Source organism: Epilithonimonas sp. KH_059 (assembly GCF_057838485.1).
The window spans coordinates 242,622-258,044 of record NZ_CM174468.1 but is presented as its reverse complement, the minus strand read 5'-3'; the positions used below and the strand labels follow the sequence as shown (position 1 = coordinate 258,044).

Below are 15,423 nucleotides of genomic sequence, written 5' to 3'. Positions count from 1 at the left end.
AAAACGTCATATGAACTTTAATTTATCAGAAGAACACCTGATGATTCAACAAGCCGCAAGAGATTTTGCTAAGAGTGAATTGTTGCCTGGGGTCATTGAAAGAGACCGTGATCAAAAATTTCCACATGAGCAAGTCAAAAAGATGGGCGAAATGGGACTCCTTGGAATGATGGTAGATCCTAAATATGGTGGGGCAGGCATGGACAGCCTCTCGTACGTCATCGCAATGGAAGAAATAGCAAAAGTAGACGCTTCTGCAGCCGTTGTGATGTCCGTAAACAACTCTCTTGTTTGCGCCGGAATTGAAAAATTCGCAAGCGAGGAGCAAAAAATGAAATACTTAGTGCCCCTTGCAAGTGGACAAGTCATTGGAGCGTTTGCTCTTTCTGAACCGGAAGCCGGTTCCGATGCAACGTCTCAAAAAACAACCGCAATTGATAAGGGAGACCATTATCTATTAAACGGAGTGAAAAACTGGATCACCAATGGAGGGACGGCAGACTATTACGTCGTAATCGCACAGACCGATGCAGAAAAAAAACACAAAGGAATCAATGCCTTCATCGTCGAGAAAGGATGGGAAGGATTTGAAATTGGGCCGAAAGAAGACAAATTAGGAATTCGCGGAAGCGATACGCATTCTCTTTTGTTCACGGATGTGAAAGTTCCGAAAGAGAACCGCATTGGAGAGGATGGATTTGGATTCAAATTTGCGATGGCCGTACTGAACGGAGGGCGCATTGGAATTGCATCTCAAGCCCTTGGAATTGCAGCCGGAGCTTATGAGCTCGCTTTAGGGTATGCGAAGCAAAGAAAAGCCTTTGGAACCGAGATTATTAATCACCAAGCCATCGCTTTTAAACTTGCAGACATGGCGACTCAAATTACAGCTGCCAGAATGCTATGTTTCAAAGCTGCGTTTGAAAAAGACGAAGGCAAAGACATTTCGGAAAGTGGAGCTATGGCAAAACTTTACTCCTCTCAAGTGGCAATGGACACCACCATTGAAGCCGTGCAAATTCACGGGGGTTACGGGTACGTAAGAGAATACCACGTGGAGCGAATGATGAGAGATGCGAAAATTACGCAGATTTACGAAGGAACCTCCGAGATCCAAAAAATTGTGATCTCCCGTTCGATATCAAAATAAAAATTCACACAAAGCGCTTTTGAAGCCTAGAGCTTCTAAAGCGCTTTTTAATTTTTTCCTTATGAAATATACATGGATCGCCCTTTCAGTTGTGATACTTCTCTTAGGTATCTTTGGTTGGTACAAATACTATTTTGTCTTTGGTGAAGGCGTAAAATCAGGGTACCTGAATTTTGCCGTTCACAAAGGATACGTGTTTAAAACCTACGAAGGCAAGATTATTCAAGAAGGTTTTGGCAAAGGCAAAACCGGAAATCTTACTTCTTATGAGTTTGAATTCTCCATTGAGAATCCTGCTGTATTCAAGGTTTTAGAAGAAAACAGTGGAAAGCACTTTGATCTGCATTACAAAGAGTACAAAGGAGCCCTTCCTTGGAGAGGCAACACAAAGTACATTGTAGATAGAGTCGTGAATATGAAATAGCCATCTGAAAGCTTAGAATGAAAAAGTATATTATCAAACGAGAACGAGTGTTCCATTTATTGTCTCTGATGGCTGTAGCAGCCTCTATATTCACAAGTGATTTTCTAACCAAAATGGGACTTGTGATTCTGGGTGTTTTTGGACTCTTTATCGTGGCCCTTGCCAAAGGAAATAAAAGCACTATTATTATCTACGCTGCGCTACTTTTAGTCGCGCTAGGGGTTGGACTTTACCTCGGCACCGAGCGTGGATTAATACCCGGCAAGCTTTAAGTATTACTTGAGGTAATTCCTACTAAAAACCCACTTTCAAGAATTTGGAAGAGGGTTTTTTATTGAGTTAGAGTTAGGACTTAGGCTTATACTTTGCATAAGGATCCTCAGGATCGGTATCGGGCTCCTGCGTAGGTTTCGGCATTTGATCCGGTGCCGATTTGGGTTTAGGAGCATAAGGAGAATTGTAATAGGATTCTTCAGACTTCGTCTCCACTTTAGTCTCTGCTTCTCCCTTGGTTTGCTCATTCACTTTTACACTAGGTTCGAAAGAAGAATTTCTTTTCGTTTCCACTGGAGAAACCTGTTTTTGTTCTTTTCTTTTTTTCGCTCGGTTCCAGAAATAAATTCCTACAATCAGAAGAAGAAGGAAAGGCCAAAAGGGAAGCAAAAAGACAAGAGCCTGTTTCCCATACTCAAGTCCTTGCATAAAGGCACTTTTAGACTGCTCCTTGTAGGGGCTGATTTCTTTTGCATCGTTTGAATTAGGAGTAAGGGGCTCGTTCCCTGCGAAGGCAGCGGACTGCTCTAAGGTTAGTTCAAGCGTTGAAAGCTCATCCGTAGAACCATTAAAACTCCAAGTCTCCATGGACTTGGTTCTTAAGGTTCCTAGTTTGGAGCCAAAATAGTCAAGGGCTCTTTCAAAGTGGCGAGTTGGGATTAAAAGGGTTAGCTCTCTAGTGGCTTTGCCCTGTACTTCTCCAAAACTTTCTGATTTCACTTTTGCATCGTAGAGATGCATTCCATTCTCAAGGACACTATTAGCCCGATCGAGGTCCTCCACACTCACTTTCATTTTCGCTTTTGACCCTCGAGTTTCTAGAGTTGTATGGGTCTCAGAACGAGTGGCATTACTTGGCGATAGAGTGGTGGAATCTAGGTCTTTTGAAGTCCCCTTCGAGCTTGATTCCAAGGGAGCTTCTTTTGGTTTTGATTTCGTTTGCTTGGAGAGTTTACTTAAGGTTTTAGAAACGGTGCCTAAAATATCAATTGCACTCGAGTTCTCATTAATCTCAAGTCTTGCAGAATCGACGGTTTTTAAAAGATCCGTACTTTTTTCAATCGTTCCTGCCGTTTCTTTTAAAACGGTATTGAGCGAGTCAATCGTCCTTGCATTTCCCTTGATTAACCGCTCGGCTGTTTTTTTATGCTTCTCAATTTGCGGCACAATCACCCGATGAAAATCGGCGGAATCTTCCACCATAATGGAAATGGAATCCATCGTTTTCAGCCCTTCTTTGGCGGATTTAAATAGCTCATTTGCCTGCTGGATGGTATCTTTTGTTTCTTTAAACTCGGATTCAGAGCAAGAACTAAGAAAGGCGAGTAGAAGTATATAGAAGAATGAATATTTCATTGATTATTTTTAATGCAGAAGCTACTGCAATTTGCATTCCCAAATTTAAATTCGCTCGCAAAACTTAAAGAAAAGCGCTTGTTTCCATGCAGCGTAGGGAAATGAAAAGAAACAAAAAGGCGCCGACTTATTGGCGCCCCTAGTAAAGGAAAAAACTTCCTTAGTTTTTGTATTCACTAATGAAATGAAGTTTTACATTTGGAAATTTCTCCTGAGTCATCTGAATGGTAAAAGAGGAATCCGCAAGGAAAACAAGCTGATTGAATTTATCTCGGGCTAAATAGCGCTGCTTTAATCTTGCAAACTCAGTAAATTCAGCGGACTTCTCATCGGCTTCTACCCAACAGGCTTTGTGAATAGAAATCGGCTCATACGTACATTTGGCTCCGTATTCGTGTTCAAGTCTATATTGAATCACTTCGTATTGAAGAGCTCCTACGGTTCCAATAATCTTACGTCCGTTCATTTCGAGAGTGAAGAGCTGCGCTACCCCTTCGTCCATCAATTGATCGATTCCTTTTGCAAGTTGTTTTGCCTTGAGTGGATCGGTATTGTTGATGTAACGGAAATGTTCTGGAGAGAAGGAAGGAATCCCCTTAAAGGAAAGTTTTTCTCCTGCCGTTAGCGTATCTCCAATTCGGAAATTTCCCGTATCGTGAAGACCAACAATATCCCCTGGGAAGCTTTCGTCTACAATTTCTTTTTTGTCCGCAAAAAAGGCATTTGGCGCAGAAAATTTCATTTTCTTCCCCTCTCTTACCAGTAGGTAATTTTCATTCCTTTTAAACGTTCCCGAGACAATCTTAACAAACGCGAGACGGTCCCGATGCTTTGGATCCATATTAGCGTGAATCTTAAAGACAAAACCGGTAAAATTCTTTTCCTCTGGCCTTACGAGTCTAAGATCCGATTCTTTGGGTTGGGGCATCGGGGCAATCTGAATGAAAGCATCCAAAAGCTCACGAACCCCAAAGTTATTTAAAGCCGAACCGAAAAACACAGGCTGTTGTTCTCCGTCCATGTATTTTTGACGATCAAACTCCGGATAAACACTTTCAATAAGTTCCAGTTCCTCACGAAGAGTTTCTGCGGCTTTCGCTCCAATCATTTCCTCTACGATCGGATCGGATAAATCTTCAATTTTAAGCGATTGACCTACTTTTTGTTTTCGTTCCTCCACAAAAAGTTCGATGTTCTTTTCCCACAGATTGTAAATCCCTTGGAATTCAGAACCCATCCCAATAGGAAGGGAAAGCGGGACCACTTGTAGACCGAGCTTTTGTTCCACTTCGTCAAGAAGATCGAAGGCGTCTTTTCCTTCTCGGTCTAATTTATTGATGAAAACAATCATAGGAATGTTTCGCATCCGGCAGACTTGGACCAGTTTCTCCGTCTGTTCCTCAACCCCTTTCGCCACGTCAATCACTACAATTACAGAATCCACGGCCGTTAGGGTCCGAAAGGTATCTTCCGCGAAATCTTTGTGACCCGGCGTATCCAAGATATTAATCTTATGTCCTTTGTATTCAAAAGCAAGCACCGAGGTGGCCACAGAGATTCCTCTTTGACGCTCGATTTCCATGAAATCGGAAGTGGCTCCCTTTTTCACTTTGTTGGACTTTACAGCCCCTGCCTCCTGGATGGCTCCCCCAAAAAGTAGGAGCTTTTCTGTAAGGGTGGTTTTCCCGGCATCCGGGTGGGCAATAATGCCAAAGGTTTTTCGTTTTTGTATTTCTGTGGTTAAACTGGCCATATAGATATTTGTAGCTGCAAAATTCGTGTTTTTTTGTTAGAATTAAAAACGTTCGAAGCTCTAAGTTTCTTTATATTTGCCCTAAAGACGAAAAGACAATGGAAAACTCAGCCCAAACTAGGCCCAATTACGTTTTTACATGGAAAGGAGCGCTTGTTCTTTTCTTTGGAGGATTTGTCCCTTTGCTGGGCTTCTCTGTCCTAAATGTACTCTCCATGATGGCCTTTGGAAAAAACTTTCAGTACGAGAATTGGTACTTAATCCTATCCAATGCGCTCATGTGGGTGGGAGCGATTTACGCCTTTGACTATTTTATTTGTCGACCTAGCACAGGAAAAAAGCTTTCCTTTAATTTTTCAACCAAGAACGTCTCTACGTTTCTGCTTATTTTCCCTCTCATGCTCGGCATGATGTTTATAGCGGAGTACTTTACCGAACTCATTCCCACGACAGGACCCGTTTTCGGGGAACTCTATGAGTGGTTTTCGCAGCTGATGCAGATGCTCTCTGAGGATCCTCTCACCATGATCGTAATGGCAGTTGTCATGGCGCCCATTTTTGAAGAAATCGTGTTTCGAGGAATCATTCAAAAAGGACTGCAGAATGGGGGACTTAGTCCCATCACGTCCATTTGGATCAGTGCAATCTTTTTTGGAATTATTCACGGAAACCCTTGGCAATTTGTAGGAGCGGTTCTTTTAGGCTATGTGTTAGGCCTTGTGTATTACCGAACGAAATCTCTTCTGATGCCGATTCTTTTGCACGCCTTTAACAATGCTCTTTCCAGTATCTTAATCATGTACAGTGGCACGGAGAGTTTCTCCCAATTCTTTGGAATTCCTACCTATGCACTGCTAGGAATCGGGGTCGTTCTTTTTGCCGTCTTCTTTTACCTATTTACAGAAAAATACGAAATTCATCACGCCGATTAATTCTTACCTTTGCCTATATGAAATCCTTACTAGTCGCTACGCACAACGAACATAAAAAAGAAGAAATCCAACAAATGTTGGAAGGAAAATTCCAAGTGAAGAGTTTACGAGACGTAAACCTTTTAGAGGAAATCATCGAAGACGGAAGTACGTTTTTTGAAAATGCTCTTATCAAGGGGGAATACTGCTTTAAAGAGACGGGCATTCCGAGTTTAGGAGACGACTCAGGACTTGTCGTTGAAGCCCTAGACGGAAGACCCGGAATTTATTCCGCGCGCTATGCCTCCGACCATGATTTTCAACTCAACATTGAAAAAGTTCTCCAAGAACTAGAAGGAGTACAAGATCGCAGCGCCTATTTTGTGACCGTCATGTGCTACTTCACAAAAGACGGTCCCAAATACTACGAGGGCCGAGTATATGGAACGCTTTTAACGGAAAACAAAGGAAAACAAGGGTTTGGTTACGATCCTATTTTTGTTCCCTTAGGCTATGACAAGACCTTTGCCGAGATGGATCCTTTGGAAAAGAATAAAATTAGCCACCGAAGAGTGGCGCTTGAAAAGTTCTTAGAAGACCTTGAAAATCTCCCTTCTTAATAAAGGTTTCTACCCTTTTAGGGTGAGATTCTTTAAGCTAGGGTCGTTGCAAGTAGAATAAGACTTATGACCATTAGGCCGTAGTACACGAACTTAAAGAAAAATCCGTCTTTTAATTTTCGATTGATGTACCGACCTAAGAAAATAGCTGGAATACTTGAAATGAGGCAGTAGAGAAAATAGCTATTCACTTCGGGGGTCAGAAGGCCTTTGTAATAGAACCCTAAGACACTTAGAAGGCTCACCGGTAAGAAATAAGCCTGCAAGGTCGCACGAAAATGCGTGGGACTCCAACGCCTCAAATTTCCATAAATCACTAGGGGAGGTCCATTGAGTCCATACGCACCTCCTAAGACTCCTGATAAAAATCCACAGACAAACAATCCCCACTTCGATTCTTTCAGAAGCACTCGACTCGTTTTTGAAAAAAGGCAGTACAGAGAATAGAGTAGGATCAGAGCGGCAAGCACTATTTTAACGACCTTTTCGTCTGCATAAAGTAGAATGTAAATTCCGAGTGGCAGACCCAGTAGGGCATAAAGAATAAGCCATTTGGCACTCTCAAAGTGAATCTTTCTATGGTCTTGGATTACGATCACAAGAGCAATGACTACCGATAGCATCACGGCAAGCGGTACGGCGACTTCGGCAGGAAGGAAAAAAAGCAGCAGAGGGACCGCCACGAGCGCTTCCCCAAATCCAAAAGAGGAACGAACTAAGGAGGCAATAAAACTAATGAGTAAAACAGCGATAAGGATCAAAGGAACTTTACTTTAATGATAGGGTGAGTGGCCAAATTTACAAAAAACCGTTTAGTCGAAGGACTGATGGAAAATTCTTTTTGAATGCAGCCTCATAGAGCCCTTCAAATTCACTTATTTTCTTTAACTTTGTTTTCACGGGCATCCTCCCGGTATTTATTAATTTCAACGATTGAGCAGCTACCTCACGATTCTAGGCTTTAACTCAGCCATTCCCACGATTAATTCCTCACCCACCGCCCAATTTTTGGAGATGGAGGAGAGGCATTTTCTCATTGACTGTGGCGAAGGCACTCAGGTGCAGCTTCGCAAAGCCAAAGCAAGATTTTCCAAAATCAACCATATCTTCATTTCTCATTTGCACGGCGATCACTGTTTTGGTCTTCCCGGACTCATCGCTTCCTTTCGACTGCTAGGCCGCGAGATTCCGCTGCATGTCTACGGACCGAAAGGAATCAAGGAAATGTTGGAAACGATTTTTAGATTAACAGAAACCCACAAGGGTTTCGAAGTGATTTACCATGAGTTAAGCTCTAACGAATCGGAATTAATTTATGAAGACGCAAGATTGGAAGTGTACACGATTCCACTCGATCACCGCATCTATTGCAATGGATACCTATTCAAAGAAAAACCGAAAGACCGGCATTTAAATATGGCAGAGATTGCCAAATATAAGGAAATCGAGAAATGCGATTACCATCTGTTAAAAGCAGGGAAAGATTTTGAACTGAGCGATGGCTATGTATTAAAGAACGAAATCCTTACGACGGCACCTAGTGCGCCAGTTTCTTATGCTTTTTGTAGCGACACTCGCTATCTAGAATCCATAGTCCCACTCATTAAGGAAGTGGATGTATTGTACCATGAAGCCACGTTCCTAGACGATTTAAAAGAAATGGCTCAGTACACCGGACATACCACAGCGATAGAAGCGGCTAAGATTGCAAAAATGGCGGGCGTAGGCAAACTGATCTTAGGCCATTTCTCCAATCGATACCATGACCGCAGTGTGTTCACTCAGGAAGCAAGAGAGGTCTTTGCCGCGAGCTTTTTACCCACTCAACTAGAGAGAGTAAAGATAGGGTAGATTTTACTCTTACTAAATCTTTATTTCAAATGATCCATTTTGAAGAATTAAAATCCTTTTTAGAGCAAAAGGCAGAGGAATTTCAAAACCCCAATTTCATCGAGCATGATCCGATGCAAATTCCCCATCGCTTTGAACTAAAACAGGACATAGAAATCGCCGGATTTTTGACCGCCACCATCTCGTGGGGAAATCGAAAATCCATTATTAATTCCGCTACCCAAATGATGAACCATCTGGGAAACAATCCCTATGATTTTGTTCTCTCTTTTACGGAGAAGGATCTGGACTTTTTAACGGATCGATCGGTTCATAGAACCTTTAATGGGGAGGATCTAAAGCAGTTTCTTTGGAACCTGAAACGCCTCTATGAGCAGAGGGATTCTTTAGAGTCTTATTTTCAATTGCAGGAAGGGGAAACCGATTTCTACCATGCAATAGAGCGTTTTCGAACTTCTTTTCTGGGCCCTACGAAGCATCGCAGTTCTAAACACGTGAGTTCTCCTTATAAAAATTCTGCAGCCAAACGAATCCTGATGTATTTGCGCTGGATGGTTCGATCTAGTACCCGAGGGGTGGATTTTGGTCTATGGGAATCCCTAGATCCCAAATACTTATCGATTCCTCTCGACGTGCATACGGGTAATATTTCTAGAAAACTAGGTCTTGTAGAGCGGGTTCAAAACGATTGGAAAACCGTAAGGGAATTAGATCTCACTATAAGAAAGATGGATTCTTCTGATCCTGCCAAATATGATTTTGCGCTCTTTGGTCTGGGAGTGACTAGGGAACTTTAAGTAGGAAGAAAAAGGAATTTTTTCTAAATGTGAAGCATCATCCTTGCTATGGCAAAGTAAATAAGCACCCCTAGGATGTCATTTGAAGTCGTAATAAAGGGTCCCGTCGCAATGGCAGGATCAATCTTATTTCGGTTCAAAACAATGGGCACTACGGTTCCAATGACCGCCGCCACCATAATCACAGCCAGTAACGAAATCGAAATGGTCAGTGAAATGGTCAAATCGTGGTGATTGAAAAGAAGATTGAAAGCAAAGATTAAGAGCGCTAAGATAGCTCCCGAGGCTGCAGAAACGCTAACCTCTTTTAAAAGCGTACGGTAGGTATCCTTTCCTAAGGTATCGTTCGCAAGACCTTGTACTATAATCGCGGAGGCTTGAACTCCAATGTTTCCTGCCGTCGCCGCAATTAAAGGAACGAAGAACATAAGAACCGGTTCCGTCTGTAAGGCAGACTGATTTCCTTGCAGAACTCGAGACCCGACAAGTCCACCCACCATTCCGATGACTAACCAAGGAAGCCTCGCCCGGGTCATTTGGAAAAGACTATCGGTGTGGTCCACATCACTCGAGATCCCTGAGGCCAACTGGTAATCCTTTTCGTTTTCTTCTTTAATAAAGTCTAAAACGTCGTCAATGGTAATGCGACCTACGAGTTTGTTAAGGGAGTCAACCACGGGGACTTCAAATAAATCGTATCGTTGCATGAAACGAGCGACTTCTTCCGCCTCGTCACTGTCCTTCACCCAGCGAATTTTGCTATTGTATACATCCACTACTTTTGAAGCAGAAGACGTCGTTAAGAGTCTTTTTAAACTTAGCGTGCCTAGGAGTTTCTCGGATTCGTCGACCACGTAAATAGAGTAGACTTCATCTAGGTCTTCAGCCTGCTTACGCATTTCTTTCACCGCTGCGATGACCGATAAGTTTTGGCTTACTTTGACAAGCTCCGTGGCCATTAACCCTCCGGCCGTATCTTCGTCGTAGCGAAGTAGATCGACAATGTTCTGAGCATGCTCCTCATCGTCCAAATGGTTGATAATCTCGTCCTGCTGTTTCTCCGATAGCTCCGCGATTAAATCGGCCGCATCGTCCGAATGAATCTCCCCAATAATCTCATCCGCAATTTCTTTGGAGGAAAGTTGGGTTAAGAATTTCTTTCTTTGGTCCTCATCGATTTCAAGAAGCATTTCAGCGGACTGCTCGTTGCCCATTAAATCGTAAACGAACTTTTGCCCTTCCTGGTCTAAATGCTCAAAGAAATTAGCAATATCCACCGCCTCCATCTCTACAAGCAATGCAGAGACTTCACTTACATTTCGCTGAGAAATGCCTTCTTTTAAAAGCTCTTTCAGGTTAAGGATCGGTTCAGTCAAATCAGGTCGTTTTTTAAGTTTTAAAGGAATTCAATGCGCAAAAATAGGCATAATGGCCCAAAAATCCTTGCCATTTGAAATTTAAATCAAAAAAGAGGAAATTCCACAAAGCTTTATTTCGCTTCTTTCCACAAATGGGTGAACCCAATAAAATCCTCGACGCTTAGTTCCTCCGCGCGTTTGTCCATAAAAGCGTGTGATTTTAATTCTTCTGGGATTCCAAGGGCTTTTAGGGCATTGGAAAGTTTCTTTCTTCGTTGCCCAAAGCCGTTTTTCACAATTTGCTTAAAAAGCACTTCAATGCCCACTAGGTCTTCTCTTTCTTGGCGAACCAAGCGGATTACACCCGATTTCACTTTCGGGGGAGGATTGAATACATTTTCGTGCACTGTAAAAAGATACTCCACCTTATAGTAAGCCTGAATCAATACGGAAAGTATGCCGTAATCTTTGGTTCGGGGTACTCCCGCACAACGCTCGGCCACTTCTTTTTGAAACATTCCGACCATTTCGGGCACCTGGTGTACGTAGTCTACCACCTTAAAAAGAATCTGCGAAGAAATATTATAAGGATAGTTTCCAATCACGGCAAAAGGCTTTCCTTCTGTAAAGGCGAAATCCGTTTTGAGAAAGTCTCCTACAAAATTGCTCTCGTCAATCGCCTCGAAATTCTCCTTTAAATAAGCAATGGATTCCTGATCAATCTCGGCTAAGAACAATTTCTGCTCTTTCTCTAAGAGGCTCTGCGTGAGCACGCCTGTACCCGGACCTACCTCCAGCACCTGATCGTACCCTTCATAAGAAAGACTCTCGACAATTTTTCTGGCGATGTTTAGGTCGGTCAAGAAATGTTGACCCAGGTGTTTTTTCGCTTTGACACTCATAATTTGAGATTATTTTTATTAAGGTTGGTTTCTTGCGAGACAAAAGGGACTTTAGGATTATTTAACATCTTTTTTTATCCCGCAATCCGGCAAATTTCGGAAGTTTTTTTCTAATTTAGCCGAAAATTTTGTATTGATGGCTAAAACGGTTGATGATTTTAATAAACGAAGATTGCGTTCCAGTAATATTACCGTCGTAATTTCGATTGCGCTTGTGTTATTCTTACTTGGACTTATGGGGCTTATTTTAATCAATGCCCAAAAGTACTCCGATTATATTAAAGAGCAGCTTGTCGTGAATGCTTATTTTAATGAAAATTACGACGCGAAAGACTCGGTGAAAATTGCAAAACTAGAAGAAGAGGCTTTTAAGAAGATTCAAGTTTTAGTCCCTGTAAAACGTGCGACGTACATTTCAAGAGAAATGGCAAGCGACGAGGCGAAAAAAAGCATGGGAATTGATAGCGAAGCTTTGTTTGATACAAACATTTTTCCTTCCTCTGTCGAGGTAGCCTTAAAACCTGAATACGTAGATCCTGCCAAAATCGATGATGCCATTAAGCAAATCTCAAGTGTTAAGGGTATCGTGGACGTAAAGAACAACAGTTCTTTAATGGTGGATGTTTACAACAACTTAAACCGAATTCTAAAATGGATTTTAGGATTTTCCCTTCTCTTTTTAGTCTTAGCCGTGGTTTTAATTAACAACTCCATTCGTCTAAAAATCTTCTCCAAACGTTTTATTATCAAAACCATGCAACTCGTGGGAGCCCGCCGACGCTTTATTTTAAAGCCTTTTGTTCTAGAAGCCATGCTTTTAGGTTTAATGGGTTCTGTTATTGGACTTCTCGCTTTGTTTGGCGTATGGTATTACTTTACAAACCAAATCGGACAGGCCTTCATGGAAAACGACCCTCAATACTACTGGCTCATTGCCCTGGTGCTAGCCATTGGCGTTTTGATTACAGTGGTAAGTACCATCTTTGCCACTTGGAGATTCCTACGCTCGAACATTGACGATTTATACTACAGTTAAGATGACAAACAAAAAGGAAAGTAAAGTGGAAAGCCCCTTCTATTTTGGAAAGGAAAATTTCAAATGGATGCTCGTGGGTTTGGGTCTTATTGCTTTAGGATACATCCTTATGCTAGGACCGGATGCCAACACAGTGGACGGGAAATTTGACCCTAACGTTTGGAACGATGGAATCTTCTCGATTGTAAGAATCCGAATCGCCCCCCTTCTTATTCTTCTCGGCTTTTGTGTAGAAGTGTATGCCATTTTAAAAAGAAGCAAATAACCCTCTAGTTAGAATAGTTCGCCACTTTTAGAAAGGCGAACTTAAGCCCTATAATCTTACCCTTATGGATTTATTTAAAGCGATACTTATTGCGATCATCGAAGGACTGACCGAATTTCTGCCTGTCTCTTCGACTGCGCATATGATTTTCACCAGTTCCCTTTTTGGAATTCAAGAAGACGAATTTGTCAAAATGTTTCAAGTTTCTATTCAGTTTGGAGCGATACTCGCGGTCGTATTTTTGTACTGGAAGAAATTTTTCAATTTCAAAAATTTAAATTTCTACCTAAAACTTGCCGTCGCCGTGCTGCCCGCCCTTGTACTAGGGAAATTATTTGATGACAAAATTGAAGCGGTATTAGGAGATCCTGTGCCCATCGCTATCATGCTGATTGTAGGCGGGGTCATCTTACTCTTTATCGATAAATTATTCACCTCACCTGTTATTGAGGATGAAAAGGACGTAAGTTTCAAATCGGCCTTTCTCATCGGAATCTGGCAGTGTTTGGCTATGATGCCTGGAACCTCACGAAGTGCGGCTTCCATTATCGGAGGGATGCAACAAAAGCTAACTCGAAAAGCAGCCGCTGAATTTTCCTTCTTTCTAGCAGTGCCTACCATGCTTGCTGTGACCGTTTATTCCTTGTTTTTGAAATCATGGAATCATCAAGGCGTTGAGCAAAAAGGATACGAAATGCTCATGACAGGAAACAACCTTATGCTCTTTCTTGTGGGCAATGTCATTGCCTTTATTGTGGCTGTAATCGCGATCAAGTTTTTCATTGGCGTTCTGACCAAATACGGATTTAAACCTTGGGGATGGTATCGCATCGTAGTAGGAATCGTTTTACTTATCTACTTCACCCAATTTGCGTAAGGCAAATCAGCCCAAAGAGAGCCAATGACATTAGAAGAAATACAAGAGGGAAAAATCCTACTCGTTGACAAACCCCTAGACTGGACGTCCTTTCAAGCCGTGAATAAGATTAAGTTTGCTCTAAAACGAGAGTTTAAACTTAAAAAAATAAAAGTGGGGCATGCCGGGACCCTAGACCCAAGAGCTACAGGCCTTCTTATTGTTTGTACAGGCAAAGCGACCAAAGAGATCTCGAAGATCCAGGACGCTCCAAAAGAGTATCTGGCCACGATTAAATTAGGCGTACAGACGGAGTCGTATGACACGGAAAAGCCGGAAATAAATCCAATGGACATTTCTGGAATTACAGAGTCTCAAATTTTGCAAGTCCTCAAAACCTTTGAGGGAGAAATCATGCAAACTCCGCCCATTTTCTCTGCCTTAAAGGTGGAAGGAAAAAGAGCGTACGATTTAGCTCGTGAGGGCAAAATAGTGGAGATGAAGGCAAGACCTACCACCATCACCTACCTAGATCAAATCGAAATCGATTTGCCCTTTGTGCATTTTCGAGTGGGCTGTTCCAAAGGAACTTACATTCGTTCTCTAGCGCATGACATCGGACAAGGATTAGAAGTGGGAGGTTATTTAACTTCGCTCAGACGAACCAAAATAGGGCAGTACTCTGTAGACGATGCCCTCAAATCGATATTAGACCCAGAATTTGAATTTACAACCGCCTAGTGGAAGAAATTAGAATTAATAAGTATTTATCCGAAATCGGATTTTGTTCCCGCCGAGGAGCCGATCAGCTCCTAGACGAAGGACGCATCACGGTCAACGGTCAGGTGCCTGAAAAAGGCACAAAAGTGACCGCCAATGACGTGATTCTAGTGGATGGAAAACCGGTAAAACCTGACACCGAGGCTCCCCTTTATATCGCCTTTAACAAACCCATCGGGATTGTTTGCACCACGGATAGGAAACGCGAGAAAAACAATATCATTGACTACATTAACCACCCGAGAAGGATCTTTCCCATTGGGAGGCTGGATAAACCAAGTGAAGGACTTATCCTTCTTACTTCGGACGGAGACATAGTCAACAAAATCCTTCGTTCCCGAAACAACCACGGAAAAGAATACATCGTTCGCGTCGACAAACCTATATCTCCTAAGTTTTTAGAAAAAATGCGTGGGGGAGTGCCCATCTTAGATACGATCACCAAAAAGTGCGAGGTAGAACAAATTGACACGATGACCTTTCGTATTGTCCTTACCCAGGGCCTAAATCGTCAAATTCGACGCATGTGCGAATATCTAGGCTACGAGGTAAAGAAATTAAAGAGAATCCGTGTGTTAAATATTCATCTTGATTTGCCACTTGGAAAATGGAGAGAATTAACCCCTGAAGAACTTAGCGGACTTTTGGAAATGGTGGAGGACTCCTCGAAAACCTACGAGTAAAGAAAAAACAAGCCTTGACGGTAGTAGTGGAAATCCTTTTGTTATTCTTCCGGCTTATCTACCAAAGAATCTTTTAGTTTTAAGAGTTCTGATTTCACAAACTCAAGTCGATCAATCATGGAAACCGTCTCGGATACTTTCGCGTTGGTGGTAAGCGCAATTCGGGCTCCGTCTAACGTGTAGCCTTTTTCTTTGACCAAATGGTAAATGATTTTTAAATTCTTGACATCTTCTGGGGTGAAATACCGATTTCCTTTTTTATTCTTTTTGGGACGAAGGATCGGGAATTCTTGTTCCCAATACCGAATAAGCGATGTATTTACATCAAAGGCCTTGGCAACTTCTCCGATGGAATAATAGAGTTTGTCTGGTAAATTTAATTTCATTTTAAAGGAATCACAATTTCAA

At 42.1% G+C, this 15,423-nt stretch carries 18 protein-coding genes; 12 read left to right on the top strand and 6 right to left on the bottom strand.

The genetic code is table 11. The features are described 5' to 3' along the window. Positions 1-10 precede the first annotated feature (10 nt). The 3 genes from AC3IRX_RS01220 (at position 11) to AC3IRX_RS01210 (ending at position 1,846) form a co-directional block, all read left to right on the top strand. The gene (locus tag AC3IRX_RS01220) at positions 11-1,150 is read left to right on the top strand and encodes an acyl-CoA dehydrogenase (protein ID WP_459112545.1); all 1,140 of its coding nucleotides are present in this window, start codon (positions 11-13) and stop codon (positions 1,148-1,150) included. Positions 1,151-1,211: 61 nt separating this feature from the next. Then, positions 1,212-1,574, top strand: a complete 363-nt coding sequence (locus AC3IRX_RS01215; RefSeq protein WP_459112546.1) for a hypothetical protein — start codon at positions 1,212-1,214, stop codon at positions 1,572-1,574. Between the two features lie 17 nt (positions 1,575-1,591). Then, positions 1,592-1,846: a hypothetical protein gene (locus AC3IRX_RS01210; RefSeq protein ID WP_459084837.1), complete on the top strand. Its 255-nt coding sequence runs from the start codon at positions 1,592-1,594 to the stop codon at positions 1,844-1,846. A gap of 73 nt (positions 1,847-1,919) precedes the next feature. On the opposite strand, the gene AC3IRX_RS01205 is transcribed toward AC3IRX_RS01210, so the two are convergent. Both AC3IRX_RS01205 and AC3IRX_RS01200 read right to left on the bottom strand, forming a co-directional pair. Beyond that, the gene (locus tag AC3IRX_RS01205; protein WP_489210689.1) at positions 1,920-3,203 is read right to left on the bottom strand and encodes a hypothetical protein; all 1,284 of its coding nucleotides are present in this window, start codon (positions 3,201-3,203) and stop codon (positions 1,920-1,922) included. 160 nt (positions 3,204-3,363) lie between these two features. Further along, positions 3,364-4,956 carry a peptide chain release factor 3 gene (locus AC3IRX_RS01200; protein ID WP_489210688.1) on the bottom strand — a complete coding sequence of 531 codons (1,593 nt, stop codon included), beginning with the start codon at positions 4,954-4,956 and terminating at the stop codon, positions 3,364-3,366. Between the two features lie 98 nt (positions 4,957-5,054). Between AC3IRX_RS01200 and AC3IRX_RS01195 the strand changes: the two genes are divergently transcribed. Both AC3IRX_RS01195 and rdgB read left to right on the top strand, forming a co-directional pair. Continuing rightward, a complete protein-coding gene (locus AC3IRX_RS01195; protein ID WP_489210687.1) occupies positions 5,055-5,888 on the top strand; it encodes a CPBP family intramembrane glutamic endopeptidase in 834 nt (277 codons plus the stop codon). A gap of 17 nt (positions 5,889-5,905) precedes the next feature. Then, a complete protein-coding gene (gene rdgB / locus AC3IRX_RS01190; protein WP_489210686.1) occupies positions 5,906-6,487 on the top strand; it encodes an RdgB/HAM1 family non-canonical purine NTP pyrophosphatase in 582 nt (193 codons plus the stop codon). A 32-nt stretch (positions 6,488-6,519) separates the two neighbouring features. On the opposite strand, the gene AC3IRX_RS01185 is transcribed toward rdgB, so the two are convergent. Beyond that, positions 6,520-7,248: a sulfite exporter TauE/SafE family protein gene (locus tag AC3IRX_RS01185; RefSeq protein WP_489210685.1), complete on the bottom strand. Its 729-nt coding sequence runs from the start codon at positions 7,246-7,248 to the stop codon at positions 6,520-6,522. Positions 7,249-7,420: 172 nt separating this feature from the next. On the opposite strand from AC3IRX_RS01185, the gene AC3IRX_RS01180 reads away from it, so the two are divergent. Together AC3IRX_RS01180 and AC3IRX_RS01175 are read left to right on the top strand one after the other, a co-directional pair. After that, complete coding sequence (locus AC3IRX_RS01180; protein WP_459112552.1) at positions 7,421-8,338, top strand: ribonuclease Z; 918 nt, start codon at positions 7,421-7,423, stop codon at positions 8,336-8,338. Between the two features lie 29 nt (positions 8,339-8,367). Then, positions 8,368-9,135: a TIGR02757 family protein gene (locus tag AC3IRX_RS01175; RefSeq protein ID WP_489210684.1), complete on the top strand. Its 768-nt coding sequence runs from the start codon at positions 8,368-8,370 to the stop codon at positions 9,133-9,135. 23 nt (positions 9,136-9,158) lie between these two features. Here AC3IRX_RS01175 and mgtE read toward each other — a convergent pair whose 3' ends face one another. Further along, positions 9,159-10,511, bottom strand: coding sequence for a magnesium transporter (mgtE, locus tag AC3IRX_RS01170; RefSeq protein ID WP_489210683.1), 1,353 nt, complete (start codon positions 10,509-10,511; stop codon positions 9,159-9,161). Between the two features lie 113 nt (positions 10,512-10,624). Further along, positions 10,625-11,395, bottom strand: coding sequence for a 16S rRNA (adenine(1518)-N(6)/adenine(1519)-N(6))-dimethyltransferase RsmA (gene rsmA / locus AC3IRX_RS01165; RefSeq protein WP_489210682.1), 771 nt, complete (start codon positions 11,393-11,395; stop codon positions 10,625-10,627). A 136-nt stretch (positions 11,396-11,531) separates the two neighbouring features. On the opposite strand from rsmA, the gene AC3IRX_RS01160 reads away from it, so the two are divergent. From AC3IRX_RS01160 to rluF, 5 genes are all read left to right on the top strand, one after another. After that, positions 11,532-12,431: a cell division protein FtsX gene (locus AC3IRX_RS01160; RefSeq protein ID WP_489210681.1), complete on the top strand. Its 900-nt coding sequence runs from the start codon at positions 11,532-11,534 to the stop codon at positions 12,429-12,431. Position 12,432: 1 nt separating this feature from the next. Further along, entirely contained in the window at positions 12,433-12,696 is a 264-nt protein-coding gene (locus AC3IRX_RS01155) for a DUF3098 domain-containing protein (protein WP_489210680.1), read from the top strand. A 64-nt stretch (positions 12,697-12,760) separates the two neighbouring features. Then, entirely contained in the window at positions 12,761-13,573 is an 813-nt protein-coding gene (locus AC3IRX_RS01150) for an undecaprenyl-diphosphate phosphatase (protein WP_489210679.1), read from the top strand. A gap of 24 nt (positions 13,574-13,597) precedes the next feature. Then, on the top strand, positions 13,598-14,293 hold the full coding sequence (gene truB / locus AC3IRX_RS01145) for a tRNA pseudouridine(55) synthase TruB (protein ID WP_489210678.1): 696 nt from the start codon (positions 13,598-13,600) through the stop codon (positions 14,291-14,293). Beyond that, positions 14,293-15,015, top strand: coding sequence for a 23S rRNA pseudouridine(2604) synthase RluF (rluF, locus tag AC3IRX_RS01140; RefSeq protein WP_489210677.1), 723 nt, complete (start codon positions 14,293-14,295; stop codon positions 15,013-15,015). Before truB ends, rluF begins: the two co-directional genes overlap by 1 nt. Before the next feature lie 41 nt (positions 15,016-15,056). On the opposite strand, the gene AC3IRX_RS01135 is transcribed toward rluF, so the two are convergent. Then, a complete protein-coding gene (locus AC3IRX_RS01135; protein WP_459084822.1) occupies positions 15,057-15,401 on the bottom strand; it encodes a MerR family transcriptional regulator in 345 nt (114 codons plus the stop codon). Between the last annotated feature and the right edge of the window lie 22 nt (positions 15,402-15,423).